The organism is Paenibacillus sp. BR2-3 (genome assembly GCF_046529485.1).
Classification (GTDB): Bacteria; Bacillota; Bacilli; order Paenibacillales; family Paenibacillaceae; genus Paenibacillus_AQ.
The window spans coordinates 1,664,884-1,679,394 of sequence record NZ_CP126311.1 but is presented as its reverse complement, the minus strand read 5'-3'; the positions used below and the strand labels follow the sequence as shown (position 1 = coordinate 1,679,394).

Sequence of the window (14,511 nt, the reverse complement as noted above, 5' to 3'; positions counted from 1 at the left end):
AAATAATGATTTAGGCTGCCCGGATTTGAAAACAAGCGTATTCTCCTCTGATCCAGAAGAAAATACGCTTGTTTGGCGGTGCATTCTATATCATTCTAACGTTTTTTCAAATAATCAGCCAGCGCGTGTCCGACTTTCCAAATATCGCCTGCACCCATCGTCACTACAAGGTCCCCCGGAACAACCCGGTCCTGCAGATCAGCGAGCACATCCTCCTTGCGGGGCAGATACCGCGCACCGGCATTGCTGTTCTGTACGATCAGTTCTACAAGCTTCGCGGAAGTGACACCCTCTATCTGTTTCTCACCTGCAGGTGAATAGATATCAGTGATGATCACCTCGTCTGCTTCCGCAAAGGCACGGCTGAATGCATCCAGCAGAAAGAAGGTACGTGTATAGCGCTGGGGCTGGAACACGGCGATAATACGTTTGCCGGTAGCCTTGGCGGCGCTGATCGTTGCCTGTATTTCTGTCGGATGATGAGCATAATCATCAATAACCAGGATATCATTCACTTCTCCAAGCACCTGAAAACGGCGTTTGGCACCATTGAATTTCACAATGGCACCCGCAATATCCTGGAATGGAATGCCTGCCTTGAGACAAGCGATAACGGTTGCCATTGCATTATATAAGTTATGCTGTCCGGGAACAGACAGTTCAATATGCCCAAGCACTTCTCCGTATCCGCTCATCGTAAACGATACCTGGCGATCCCCCAGCACAATGTCGGTAGCCAGATAATCGGCTGTCTGTGTTTTGACACCGTACGTAATCACTTTGCCATTAACTTCAGGCAAAAGGGAAACGACGTTCTCGTCATCCACACATACAATCGCGGTTCCGTCTTCACCAAGATGGTTCATAAACTGCACGTATGCAGCTTTCAGACGATTGAAATCCCCGCCATAATTCTCGAGATGGTCAGCTTCGATATTGGTAACGATGCCGAGCCATGGATGATATTGCAGGAAGGAGCCGTCACTCTCATCGGCTTCGGCAACTACAAATTCCCCTTGTCCCGCCTTGGCATTCGTGCCGACGTTCATGATTTCCCCGCCAATAATGTAGGTGGGATCAACGCCGCACTCTTCCATAACGAGCGCTATCATTGAAGAGGTTGTAGTCTTTCCATGGGCACCTGCAACGGCTACGCCTTTACGCTCGTTCAGCAGACGTGCCAGCATTTGTGAGCGATGTATGATCGGAATATTCAGCCGCTCCGCTTCAACCCGCTCAACGTTATCATTAGACAAAGCAGTAGAGTAGACCACCAGGTCTGCTCCCTTGACCTGCTCGGCCGTATGTCCGATATACACCTTGGCGCCTTTGGCAATTAATTTCTCCGTCAGCTCCTGGGCAGCCACATCGGAGCCCGTAACGGTATATCCCATCTCCAGCATGACCCGGGCAATAGCGCTCATCCCGTAACCGCCGATCCCTATAAAATGAACACGTTCAGTAATATCCAAAAGTTGTCACCAGCCTTTTTCAGAATCGGGTTGCTGCAAAAGTGCACTGCGCACATCTGCGATTAAATACAGCGTACCGGACACGACCGCAAGATCGTTCTCATCCGTCATCGATTTCAATAGCTGCAGCGCCTTGCCCCAATCACGTTCTACTATGATTTCCAAATGCCCCTTGGCATATTTCTCCCGCAGACTTTCCACGATTCCATGCAGGTTCTCCGCGTCCATTTTCTTCCGGAAATCCGGTTCGGTCAGGATGAGCGTATCCACTATAGGAAGTATATGCTCCAAATAGGATTCATGATGCTTGTTTGAGAGCATACCCATAAGCAAATTTAATTTTCCATATTTGTAGAACAGAGGCAGGCTCTTCGCCAGACTCTCCGCACCCTCGGGATTATGCGCTCCATCCAGTATGATCCGCGGAGAATTGCCGATTTCCTCCAGCCTTCCGGCCCAGAAAGTATTGCGGAATCCCTTCAGAACATCCTCATCATCCAGCATAAAAGCCATGTATTGCCGTAAAACCTCCAGCACCATCATCGCTCCGGCGGCATTTGTACACTGATGCGCGCCTTTCATAGCGATCTCTATATCCAGTGAACGAAAAGGTCCCCTGAAGGCAAAAGACTGCACACCGTCCTCGATCCCCGTGAGTTCATAGCTGAAATCTTCTCCGGCAAGATACAGGCTGGATCGGCATGCGGACGCTTTTTGCTTAAGAACAGCTACCGCTTCGGGCTGATTTACGCAGCTGACAACAGGTACACCGGGCTTGATAATCCCGGCTTTCTCCGTTGCAATCTGCTCCAGTGTATCTCCAAGAACATCCGTATGGTCATAGCCTACATTTGTAATCACCGACACGATCGGGGATACAATATTCGTTACATCCAGCCTTCCCCCAAGCCCTGTCTCCCATACGACAACATCGGGATAACACTCCTGTCCATAAAAGAGAATTGCCAGAGCCGTAGCCACTTCGAACATCGTAGGCGAGCCCAGCTCACTGCCGGCCATTTCTTGCACCAGCGGATGCAGTGTATTCGCCAGCTTGGTCAACGTTTCTTCAGGAATGTCTTCACCGTTATACTGAAACCGGTTTGTGAATTTCGTAATATAGGGTGAGGTGAATGTACCGACGGAATAACCGCTTTGCAGCAATACACTTGTCAAAAAAGCACAGGTTGAGCCTTTTCCGTTCGTACCCGCCACGTGAATGAACTTCAGCCTGCGCTGCGGATTGCCGAGCCGCTCCATAAGCAGCTCGATCCGTTCCAGACCCGGACGAATGCCGAATGGAATAAGGCTGTTTATCCAGTCTACCGCTTCTGTATATGTCCCTAGAGGGGCGTTGCTGCCGCCCCCGAGTATATCTTCCATGTCTCTTATCCTCTCAGCTCTGCGATGCGGGCGAGCACCTTTTCCCGTTTGGCGGAGTAATCCGCCTGCTTGGCCCGTTCTTCTTCGATGACTTTGGCCGGAGCCTTGGCGACGAAGCCCTGATTGCCCAGCTTCTTTTCCACCCGTTCCACTTCACTGTTCAGGGTTAGCACTTCTTTTTCCAGACGGGCAATTTCCTGTTCAATATCAATTAACCCGGACAGAGGCAAAAGAAGCTCCGCTCCCGTAACCACAGCCGACATCACCTTGTCCGGAGTTTCCGGATTCAGTCCGGCTTCGAAAGAAGAAGTGTTGCAGAAGCGGCCGATGTAATTATCGTTGCGGCTGATAATGCTCAAGGTTTCTCCGTTACCGGCTTTGATGATCAGCTCCACCTTCTTGCTCATCGGCACATTCACTTCAGCACGGATATTTCGTACAGCACGGATAATGTCCATCAGCAGGTTCATTTCGGCAACCGCTTCGGCATTCTCCAATGCAGGATCATATTCAGGCCAAGCTGCCAGGGTTATAGTCTCCCCATGATGCGGCAAATGCTGCCAAATTTCTTCCGAGATGAACGGCATGAACGGGTGAATCAGGCGCAGCGTCCGGTCAAGCACATAAGCAAGCACGGATTGCGTCTTGGCCTTGGCCGCGGCATCCGCACCATACAGCGACAGCTTCGCGAACTCGATATACCAGTCACACAGATCGTCCCAGATGAAATTGTATAGAAGTCGGCCGGTCTCACCGAACTCATACGAGTCAATTAGACGCGTAATATCACGAGAAGTTTCGTTCAGACGGTGTAAAATCCAACGATCCGCCGTGCTAAGCTCACCGGTAATGTCAATATCCTCGAAGGTCACGCCTTCCAGATTCATGAGTGCGAAGCGTGAAGCATTCCAGATCTTGTTGGCGAAATTACGCGCCTGTTCCACCCGCTCCCAGCGGAAACGCAGGTCCTGACCTGCTGTGCTTCCCGTTGAAATCATGTAGCGCATCGCGTCGGCGCCGTATTTCTCGATAACCTCCAGCGGGTCAATGCCGTTGCCGAGCGATTTGGACATTTTGCGTCCTTCGGAATCGCGCACCAGACCGTGGATCAGCACATCGGAGAATGGCTTCTCCCCGGTGAATTCAAGTGCGGTGAAGATCATGCGCGCAACCCAGAAGTAAATAATATCGTAACCCGTAACAAGTACATTGTTCGGATAATAACGTTCATAATCTTTGCTATTTTCATCCGGCCAACCCATTGTTGAGAACGGCCATAATCCGGAGCTGAACCAGGTATCAAGTACGTCTTCATCCTGCTTCAGGTCGTCAAGCCCGCTGATTCTGCGCGCTTCCTCTTCGTCACGGGCAACCACGAGCTCACCAGTTGACTCGGAATACCAGGCAGGAATGCGGTGACCCCACCACAGCTGGCGGGAAATACACCAGTCGCGTACATTCTCGATCCAGTTCAGATAGATTTTCTCAAAGCGGTCCGGAACAAAATTAACACCGCTGCCGTCCTTCTGAGCAGCGATTGCGGCTTCGGCGAGCGGCTGCATTTTGACGAACCATTGGGTGGACAGATAAGGCTCAACAACAGCTCCTGAGCGTTCGCTATGTCCAACCTGGTGCAGATGGTCCTCGATGGAAATCAATACACCCTGCTCCTTAAGATCCGCAGTAATGGCTTTACGGCATTCACTGCGGTCCTGGCCCTGGTAAGGTCCGGCTTCCGCGTTCATGGTGCCGCTCTCATCCATCACATTGATTTGCGGCAGGTTATGACGCAGACCCACCTCGAAATCATTCGGATCATGGGCTGGAGTGATCTTAACCGCACCGCTTCCAAATTCCTTATCCACATACTCATCGGCGATAATCGGAATTTCGCGGCCAATAATAGGCAGGATCAGCATTTTGCCGATCAGATCCTTATAGCGCTCATCCTCCGGATGAACTGCTACCGCCGTATCGCCCAGCATCGTCTCCGGACGCGTGGTCGCCACAGTAATAGACCCGCTGCCGTCCTTAAGCGGATAACGGAGGTGGTACAGGTGACCGTTGACTTCCTTATATTCAACCTCGATATCGGACAAAGCTGTACGGGCCGCAGGGTCCCAGTTGATGATTCTTTTGCCGCGATAGATCAGGCCCTTCTCATACAGCTTCACGAAAACTTCGCGAACCGCTTTCGATAAGCCCTCATCCAGGGTGAAGCGCTCGCGTGAATAGTCGAGGGACAGACCCATCTTGGCCCATTGCTCGTGAATCGTTTCCGCATACTGCTCTTTCCAGTCCCAGACCTGATCCAGGAATTTCTCGCGTCCGAGATCATGCCGGGATATACCCTGCTGGCGCAGCTTTTGCTCCACCTTTGTCTGTGTTGCGATACCGGCATGGTCCGTTCCCGGCAGCCATAGGGTATCAAAACCCTGCATCCGCTTGGTGCGGATCAGGATATCCTGCAGCGTGAAATCCAGCGCATGGCCGATGTGGAGCATCCCGGTTACATTTGGAGGCGGAATTACAATGCTGTAGGGCTGTGCATCCGGGCGCTCGCCCGCGCGGAAATATCCGCCCTCTGTCCAATAGGCATACCATTTCTGTTCCGCCGCTTTGGGATCATATGTAGTCGGCATATCACTTTTCGAATCATTTGCAGCGGCGTTATCCTCCGCAGTATCCTGCAAGCCCGGCAATTCTGCCGACATCAGGTTGTCTTGTTCAGCCATTCTCTGATACCTCCGTATGATGTGAATCTTAACTATTTTTTTATTCCGAAAAAAACAAAAAGGCCCTCGTCTCAAAGGACGAAAGGCCATTCTTTCGCGGTACCACCTTTGTTTCGCGCCAATGGAACAATAAAACTCCGCTCCGGGACCGCAGGGCTCCGGCGCTTAGCGCGACACTCATGCAGGTTAACGGCTGCGGCCGGCCAGATCCTACCTTGTCATTCATAGAAATGAAGACAGATTCAGACAGGCGACTCCGGGGCGACTTCGGCTGACATGCATCCTGCGGAAATTCACAGCTGTTGACATTTCCACTCTCTGAAGGGCTGACTGCCTACTCTTCCCGTTCCCAGTCTTTGACTAGATATTGCTTACTCCATAATACCTTTAGAGTCAAGCTTTAGTCAACCTGGGCCCGGAAAGCATTAGGGAATGTACAATTACGGAATGTACAATTACGGAATGTACAATACCTGGCCTTCCTCGACGTTCTGCCCGGACAAGCGGTTGTACATTACCAGCTCCCTTGCGCTAAGCTGATACTTTTCGGCAATGGTGTCCAGTGTTTCTTCCCGCTGTACAATGCAGAGCCGGACCTTCCGGAATAAGTCCGCGCCTTGAATCCCGCCGATGAATCGGTTCTTCCATTCCCGGTCGCCGGCGGTATCCACAGAGGCTGCCGCTGCATCAGAGGCCGCTTCCCCGGCACTCAGATCCTCCTGCTCCTTACGGGAACGGCTGGAATTCAAAAGCGACGAGAAAGTGAAATGCTCCTTCTCTTCAGCCTTCGGCTCTTTATTGCTGCCGAGTGCAATCTTCAGATCCGGTTTCTCTTCCGGAATGGAAGCAATCTCTGATGAGGCATATCCTTCATTAGCAGGGGTGAGGCTTGAATCGGCTTCATCCTTTTCCTTGGAGAAGGCCTCGGAGTAAGCTTCCCCATAGGCTTCATCCCCGGAAGAGGTACTGGTACTTCCTTCTTCGCTGATAAAGACATTCAAGGCAGCCTCTTCTGCTTCATCTTTGTTAGAAGTGCCCGTGTTTGCGAGCGATCCGGTAAGGGCAGAATCCTTGCGTTCATTAACAGTCTTCGCGAAATTCCAGGCTTCCGACTTATTCCAATAGTTGCTTGCCTCCGTCCGTATCCCGTCCGTGGCATCGCTTATACTGTGCGTGTGGACCAAAAGTTCCTTGTCCTTCTCTTGTTCAGAGAAGACAGAATTTTCATTATCGTCCACTGCTTCTGCAACTGTTTTAAGCTCCAAGGCGGATTCCTCGAAGGCTCCCTCGCCAAAAGTCCATTGAGAATTCTCGTATAAGGCGTCACCTTCGCGTTCATGAATGTCAACCGTCCCCGTACCCGTCCCCGACAAAGCCCGGTCCTCTTCTGCGGAAGAATAAGCTACGGTATACTCCTCCTGCTGCCAGTCAGGCACAGTTTCCGTTCCTCTGATCCCCCGCAGCGACAATACACCTGTTATATTCACACTGCGCATCGTTAGCAAATCAATATCGAAATTCTCAATCTCCACCCCTATGTCTTCAAACGAGCTGACCCGGGTCAGCGGAACTGTAATTTCAACTGGAATGGCGTGTTCCAACCGCTGTGTTCTGTCATCTTCACTCCGGTAAAGGCCGGTCAGCAGCAGCTGTCCATATAGCTCTGCCCGGTCCTCCCGCTGAATTACCTGGATTTCCGGGAGCAGTTCAACCTCTTCCAGTTCAGCGATTCCCGGGAGTTCTTGAGGCAGATGAATGCGTTCATAAATATCAAACCGCAAGCCGTGGGACTGGTCAAACACGGGAAATGTCCTCCTTCTTGGCATAATCTAACTCTGAGGGCAAGCTCAGAGTATGAGCCCAAACTGTTACTCCACTCATGTATATGCATAAATAAGGGACACATGACAAAATTGACTCCGCAGTGGAACCAGCGCCGGTAATTTAAGCTTCACTGTGAGGTAGGGGGATCGACTTGAGGTGGGGGGATCGCGTGAGGTGGGGGGATCGACCGAATTGTTGTACATTGTGCAGGTCTGTTGATTATACAAAAAATGGATACAAAAGGCCGCCTACGGTTACCTGATTCCGGCAGACCAGATTCTGGCGGACCTCATCCGCCTATAGTTGCACTTGGTGCAATTATTACTCGCCGTAAGTCAACATAAAGCAACTTAGTTGTACATGCTGCAACTATTTAGCGGAGAATGGCGGGAAAACGGATATTTTCTCTATTTTAGTTGCACGAAATGCAATTGTAAGTAAGATGTACTCCGTTTTCTCCCATATAGTTGCACAGAATGCAATTAAGTGTGTAACGTAAGCACACTGCAGACCGTCAAGGTCGTTATATTCACATGTCCTTTGCCGCTTTTGCTTGTCTGCTTCTGTTACAGCTCTTGAAAGCGGAATGGGTAATGTTATTGTATCGACAAAAAGATACCAATTGTTGGTTAATCAACAGGCCTGTACTTTGTGCAGGAATCGGTATGATTCCGAAGCTACAGGGGTGGAATTGTTGTACTTTCTGCAGGAATCGGTACGGTTCCGGAGCTACAGGGGTGGAATTGTTGTATTTCGTGCAGGAATCGGTACGGTTCTGAGGCTACAGGGGTGGAATTGTTGCACATTGTGCAGGAATCGGTACGTTTCCGAGGCTACAGGGGTGGAATTGTTGTACTTTGTGCAGGAATCGGTACGGTTCCGAGGCTACAGGGGTGGAATTGTTGTACATTGTGCAGGAATCGGTACGTTTCCGAAGCTATAGGGGTGGAATTGTTGTAGATTGTGCAGGAATCGGTACGGTTCCGAGGCTACAGGGGTGGAATTATTGTACTTCGTGCAGGAATCCGTACTGTTCCGAGGCTACAGGGGTGGAATTGTTGTACTTCGTGCAGGAATCGGTACGGTTCCGGAGCTATAGGGGTGGAATTGTTGTACTTTCTGCAGGAATCGGTACGGTTCCGGAGCTACAGGGGTGGAATTGTTGTACTTTCTGCAGGAATCGGTTCGGTTCCGAGGCTACAGAGGGAGGAATGTTGTACTTTGTGCAGGAATCGGTGCGGGTCCGAGGCTACAGGGGTGGAATTGTTGTACTTCGTGCAGGAATCGGTATAGTTCCAGAGCTACAGGGGTGGAATTGTTGCACATTGTACAGGAATCGGTTCGGTTCCGGAGCTACAGGGGTGGAATTGTTGTACATTGTGCAGGAATCGGTTCGGTTCCGGAGCTACAGGGGTGGAATTGTTGTACATTGTGCAGGAATCAGTACGAATTCGGAGCTATAGGGATGGAATTGTTGTACTTCGTGCAGGAATCGGTTCGGTTCCGAAGCTACAGGGGTGGAATTGTTGTACTTTCTGCAGGAATCGGTACGGTTCCGAGGCTACAGGGGTGGAATTGTTGTACATTGTGCAGGAATCGGTACGGTTCCGGAGCTACAGGAGTAAGAGCCAAATTCTATTAAGCACAGTCTTCCCAGCTACACAGAAACCCGGCCTCCTCTGCTGTCGGCCATTACCAGCTAAAAAACGCATGATAACCAACTAAGCTATAAAAAAAGGATCAAAAGCTGCAGCGTTCGGCTGATCCTTTGATCCTTTTGCTATGAAATCGTCCTAAGGTCTTAAGCCTGCGCTCAATTCGCTACAGAGCTGATTTAGATCTTCCGGCAGCGGATCGATAACCTCCTGTTGTTCTCCGCTCCAGGGATGTCTGAAAGCAAGGGATTCGCCATGCAGTGCCTGACGGCCGAAATCGGGCTTGCTATTCTTGCCCCCGGCTTCCCCATACAGCTCATCGCCGAACAAGGGATGGCCCATATGACTGAGATGGACACGAATCTGGTGGGTCCGTCCGGTCTCCAGCTGCACATGCAGCAGACTCGCCTCGTTCCATACTTCACGGCCTACAATTCTTGTAACTGCCTGCTGCCCTCCCGGGGACACCCTTCTCCGCGCGGCATGATGACGGTCACGGCCAATCGGTTGATCAATAACCTTGAGCCCCGGTGCTACCCGTCCTTTTACAATAGCAACATACTGCCGTGAAATAATCTTGGCCCGCATTTCTTCATCCAGCACAAGCTGTGCGAACTCATTCTTGGCATACAGCACAGGACCCGTAGTATCCTTGTCCAGACGATGAATGTGGCGTACAGCCACGGATTCCCCGGCAGATGCATAATGCGCCGCAACCACATGATCCAGTGTTACACCGATTCCGCTGCCATCAGGATGAACCGCCATTCCTGCGGGTTTATGAACAACAAGGCAGAAATCATCCTCATACAAAACATTAATATCCTGCCACACCGGCTCAATTCCTGCTTCCTTATCCGGAAAAAGAGCCAGCCGCAGCCGGTCGCCTTTCCACTGGATCTTCCCCTCCCGCCGCAGCCGTTCGTGCAGCTTGTCGGGCATTCGGACGGTTTCCAGCAGCCACTTGTCGATTGCAGCTTCTGTATCTTCCGCACCGGTAATCACTCTGCCGGGGGTAACCTCAAGCCATTCCCCGCGTCTTGTCCAGCGGCCGCCGCCAGTGGATTCCAATGACCTCACAACGCCTTGAGGGCGTTATAATGCCCCTCAATCGTATCGTCGATATCCTGCTCGCTATGCGCCGCCGATACGAACATGCCTTCAAACTGGGAAGGCGGCACACTGATTCCCTGACCCAGCATTTCGCCAAAATAACGGCGGAAGGTATCCAGATTACTCCCCTTGGCCGTATCATAGTTGTTCACCGGACCCTCTGTGAAAAAAGGGCATACCATGGAGCCAACACGGTTAATAGTCAGCGGGATTCCAACCTCGGCGGCATTGCGCTTCAGTCCTTCCTCCAGACGGCTTCCCAGACTTTCCAGACGGTCGTAGACTTCAGGTGTCAGCAGCTTTAGTGTCGTCAGCCCCGCAGCCATCGCAAGCGGATTGCCGCTAAGCGTACCTGCCTGATAGATCGGCCCCGAGGGGGCGATCTGTTCCATAATATCCCGGCGGCCGCCATAGGCACCGACTGGCAAGCCTCCGCCAATGACTTTACCGAAGCAGGTAAGATCCGGTGTAATCCCGAACAGGCCCTGGGCACAATTGAGCCCGACACGGAAACCGGTCATGACCTCGTCAAAAATAAGCAGAGCCCCATAACCCGTCGTCACCTTGCGCAGCCCTTCCAGAAAGCCCGGCTGGGGAGGCACTACGCCCATGTTCCCGGCGATCGGCTCAACAATAATAGCGGCAATTTCGTTGCCGTAGCGTTCGAATGCGATTTTAACCGATTCCAGATCGTTGTAAGGTACGGTAATGGTGTTCATTGCGACACCTTCCGGAACACCGGGGCTGTCCGGCAGCCCCAGCGTAGCTACACCGGAGCCGGCCTTGATAAGCAGACTGTCCGCATGGCCGTGGTATGAGCCTTCGAACTTTAGAATCTTGCTCCGGCCCGTGAATCCACGTGCCAGCCGAATGGCACTCATCGTGGCCTCCGTACCGGAATTTACCATGCGTACAATGTCCACCGACGGCACGCGTTCTACGACCGTTTTGGCCATTTCCGTCTCCAGCAGGGTCGGCGCTCCGAAGCTTGTCCCTTTTACCGCCGTTTCCTGCAGTGCCTTCACGACCTCCGGATGAGCATGCCCCATAATAAGCGGCCCCCATGAGCAGACATAGTCGATAAAGGAATTGCCGTCGATATCGTAGATCCGCGAGCCTTCACCATGATCTACATAAACCGGTGTCAGACCGACCGATTTGAACGCCCGTACCGGGCTGTTCACCCCGCCGGGGATATACTTCTTCGCCTCTTCAAAAGCGTTCCGGGAAGCCTCTTCCCGGCGCGCAGCACGTTCAATGCCCATCGTTCTCCACTCCCATCCTGTTCTCAATAACATATTTCCGCAAGCATTAGCATTAGCATTAGCATTAGTTAGTCACGCAGCCAGCGGGCCGCATCCTTCGCAAAATAAGTAATGATGATATCCGCTCCCGCCCGCTTCATGCCGGTCAGCATTTCCAGCACAATTTTTTGCTCATCGATCCAGCCCTGCTGCGCTGCCGCCTTCACCATGGAATATTCGCCGCTCACGTTGTAGGCAACCAGCGGAAGATCGAACTGGTCACGAATCGTACGGATGACATCCAGATAAGCAAGCGCCGGCTTCACCATCAGCATGTCCGCTCCCTCCAGCACGTCCGACTCCGCTTCACGGATCGCCTCCCGCAGGTTGGCCGGATCCATCTGATACGTCTTCCGGTCACCGAACTGAGGTGCGGAATCCGCTGCCTCACGAAAGGGACCATAGAACGCGGAAGCGTATTTTACCGAATACGACATAATCGGCACATGCTCGAAACCCGCCTCATCGAGTCCGGCACGTATTGCCGCCACAAAGCCGTCCATCATATTGGAAGGCGCAATGATGTCCGCTCCGGCTTTTACCTGGGATACCGCTGTGCGTGCCAAAATCTCCAAAGAAGCATCATTCAGCACATCCCCATGCACTACCCCATCCACTGTATGCGTATGTATCATGCCGCAATGGCCGTGATCCGTGAACTCACACAGACAGGTATCGGCAACGACCAGGAGTTCAGGATACCACTGCTTGATAAGGCGTGTAGCCTCCTGCACGATACCATTTTCGTCAAAACCGGAAGAACCCACAGCATCCTTAGTCTCGGGAATTCCGAACAGCAATACAGCGGGGATACCCAAAGCGTAGATCTCGTCCACTTCTTCCTTGAGGGTATCCAGCGAGAAATGATAAACGCCCGGCATCGAGCCGATCTCATTCTTCACACCTGTTCCATAAGTTACAAATATCGGCTGCACAAAATCCAGCACATGCAGCATCGTCTCACGCACCATTCCGCGAATACCGGCCGAGCCGCGTAACCGGCGGTGGCGTGTAATTGGAAAACTCATTCTGCCGCCTCCTTAATGTAAAATAGCCTCTCGGCATTCGCCGAGGCAGATGGGACAAGGGTTTCCTTGTTTCATCCAATATGCCATCCTCCTACTTTCACAGGGGAATGGGTTTTTCAGTCCCTATCCAAATTGGAAAATAATTTGGAGATTGTGACAAATTCCTTTAAAAAAGGCCTTGACTTTTAGCCCATTTTTCCAAAATCGCGTGGTAAGGGTTTTTTTTCACTACTCGCGATTGGAGTGTTGTTCATGAAACCGATTCTCGTTCCCCATTCCCAGTATCAGGATGTTGTCCTTCGGCAACTTCAGGAGGGCAACGTCTTTCTCATTCGGAAAGACTGGCCTCTAGCCGCCATCTTCTGGATGACCGATTTGTCCCCCGTTACGGATTTTTTGCAGGATGCTTATTCTACACGGGGACCTCTGCCTCGCGATCCGGCCTCCATGCTGCGCTCCTACTTACTCTTCCTCATGACCTGCCCCCAGGTCGGGCTCACCGAATGGATTAACGTCATGAAGCGTACGCCCATTTACGCCATTCTTAGTGGCTTTCCTCTAGATGACCTGCCCGGCGTGAGTACTTTTTACGACTTTTTAGCCCGCTTTTGGAACGGCTCTACTCCCCACTGGAGACCTAAGCGCCAACCCAAACGCAAGCGTAAAACCAAGAGAGGCAAGAAAGGAGAAAAAGCGCCAACCGCCACTCCCGGCAGAATCAAGCGCCTGGTTCAGTGGATTCTTTCGCATCCCGAGAAGAATCCCGTTCTGCCTTCCGACCGTCTCTTTGACTTTTTCCAAACTCAGTTTCTTTCCACATCCGCAAGCCTCGGTTTGCTCGGGGACATTTCGGCGCTAACTACGGCCGGTGATGGCACACCGCTCGTCACTTCCGTCTATCCCCGCAGCAAACCGACTTGCGATTGTCGCGCCCGCGGTATCCTTGTCTGCAACCATCCTCGTCTGTATTCCCAGCCCGACTGCGACTCCGGCTGGGACAGCGCACGCGAAAGATACTTTAATGGCTACCACCTGTACATGATCTCGGCGGCGGATAGTCCTCACGATTTGCCGCTCTATCCCAGACTCCAATCTGCCTCTCAGCATGACGGGGTTAGCCTGGTCCTGAGCACAACCGAATTTCAGCAACGATTCACCTTGGGCACGGTGGACAAAATGCTGCTTGATGCCGCTCACGACACCGAAGCGATTTACAAGCTTCTCGATACTCACCACATCGAGCCGTTCATTGACCTCAACCCCCGGGGCACGAAAAATACGGCAACGGGCAGCGAAGTGAAGATTTCTCCCACCGGCATTCCCCTTTGTCCCAAGGGCAATGAAATGAGACCCAACGGTTTTGACAAGTCCCAGAACCGTCGGAAGTGGAGATGCTCTCCGGCCTGCGGCTGTTCGTCCGCCAAGTATGGCTTAACCTACCACACGTTCAGCCGCGACAATCTCCGCATGTTTCCCAAGACGCTTCGCGGGTCCGAGAAGTGGAAGCTCATTTACAAGCGCCGCACCTCGGTGGAACGTTCCAACAAGCGCGAGAAGATTGACTACAAGCTTGAATCCGGTCGGCACCTTTCCACGATGATGTGGTACAACCGCATCTACGGCATTATGATCTGCCAACACATGCACGCCTGGTACCTCAGCCAAAAAGAAGAATGGGATCTTTTGAAAACCGTCTTTCGTCCTTTTCTGGCCTAACTTTTTTTAAAAAATGATCTGATCCCAAGGGCGAAGTCTGCCCTTTTTTGAAACTGGTTTTCACTTTCCACATTTTACAGCTCGATTACTCAGTTTTTACGGTAGTCACCTCTTGAAATCGTTTCTTATTCCGAGAGGCTATTAAAGTATCTAAATATGCCGAGCTGCCCTTGCGCTGTTATCAGGTAACTATAATGCCGAGCTGGTCTTGTGCTGTTTCCCAAGTGACTGCAGCTGCGAGCCGAGTATAATTGTACTTCGTACATCTATTTGAGTCATTC

At 51.8% G+C, this 14,511-nt stretch carries 8 protein-coding genes and 1 other annotated feature; of the genes, 1 reads left to right on the top strand and 7 read right to left on the bottom strand.

Annotation, left to right across the window (positions count from 1 at the left end; genetic code table 11):
• Nucleotides 1–95 precede the first annotated feature (95 nt).
• From murC to hemB, 7 genes are all read right to left on the bottom strand, one after another.
• Nucleotides 96–1,472: a UDP-N-acetylmuramate--L-alanine ligase gene (gene murC / locus PaeBR_RS07915; RefSeq protein WP_410514304.1), complete on the bottom strand. Its 1,377-nt coding sequence runs from the start codon at nt 1,470–1,472 to the stop codon at nt 96–98.
• A 6-nt stretch (nt 1,473–1,478) separates the two neighbouring features.
• A complete protein-coding gene (locus tag PaeBR_RS07910) occupies nt 1,479–2,855 on the bottom strand; it encodes a bifunctional folylpolyglutamate synthase/dihydrofolate synthase (protein ID WP_410514303.1) in 1,377 nt (458 codons plus the stop codon).
• Between the two features lie 5 nt (nt 2,856–2,860).
• Complete coding sequence (locus tag PaeBR_RS07905) at nt 2,861–5,497, bottom strand: valine--tRNA ligase (protein WP_410515115.1); 2,637 nt, start codon at nt 5,495–5,497, stop codon at nt 2,861–2,863.
• Nucleotides 5,498–5,661: 164 nt separating this feature from the next.
• Nucleotides 5,662–5,950: a binding site (T-box leader), on the bottom strand.
• Between the two features lie 95 nt (nt 5,951–6,045).
• Entirely contained in the window at nt 6,046–7,392 is a 1,347-nt protein-coding gene (locus PaeBR_RS07900; RefSeq protein WP_410514302.1) for a LysM peptidoglycan-binding domain-containing protein, read from the bottom strand.
• 1,815 nt (nt 7,393–9,207) lie between these two features.
• Nucleotides 9,208–10,149 carry an RluA family pseudouridine synthase gene (locus PaeBR_RS07895; protein WP_410514301.1) on the bottom strand — a complete coding sequence of 314 codons (942 nt, stop codon included), beginning with the start codon at nt 10,147–10,149 and terminating at the stop codon, nt 9,208–9,210.
• The gene (hemL, locus tag PaeBR_RS07890) at nt 10,146–11,447 is read right to left on the bottom strand and encodes a glutamate-1-semialdehyde 2,1-aminomutase (RefSeq protein WP_410514300.1); all 1,302 of its coding nucleotides are present in this window, start codon (nt 11,445–11,447) and stop codon (nt 10,146–10,148) included. The genes PaeBR_RS07895 and hemL overlap by 4 nt, the downstream gene beginning before the upstream one ends.
• A 68-nt stretch (nt 11,448–11,515) precedes the next feature.
• Nucleotides 11,516–12,514, bottom strand: coding sequence for a porphobilinogen synthase (hemB, locus tag PaeBR_RS07885; protein WP_410514299.1), 999 nt, complete (start codon nt 12,512–12,514; stop codon nt 11,516–11,518).
• Between the two features lie 252 nt (nt 12,515–12,766).
• Here hemB and PaeBR_RS07880 point away from each other — a divergent pair, with 252 nt between their 5' ends.
• On the top strand, nt 12,767–14,230 hold the full coding sequence (locus PaeBR_RS07880; RefSeq protein WP_410514298.1) for a transposase: 1,464 nt from the start codon (nt 12,767–12,769) through the stop codon (nt 14,228–14,230).
• The last annotated feature ends 281 nt before the right edge of the window (nt 14,231–14,511 follow it).

Excerpts from the sequence above, each read along its gene's own strand:
- PaeBR_RS07910 (WP_410514303.1), bottom strand. The coding sequence starts at position 2,855 with ATGGAAGATATACTCGGGGGCGGCAGCAACGCCCCTCTAGGGACATAT.
- PaeBR_RS07905 (WP_410515115.1), bottom strand. The coding sequence starts at position 5,497 with ATGCCGACTACATATGATCCCAAAGCGGCGGAACAGAAATGGTATGCC.
- hemL (WP_410514300.1), bottom strand. The coding sequence starts at position 11,447 with ATGGGCATTGAACGTGCTGCGCGCCGGGAAGAGGCTTCCCGGAACGCT.
- hemB (WP_410514299.1), bottom strand. The coding sequence starts at position 12,514 with ATGAGTTTTCCAATTACACGCCACCGCCGGTTACGCGGCTCGGCCGGT.
- PaeBR_RS07880 (WP_410514298.1), top strand. The coding sequence starts at position 12,767 with ATGAAACCGATTCTCGTTCCCCATTCCCAGTATCAGGATGTTGTCCTT.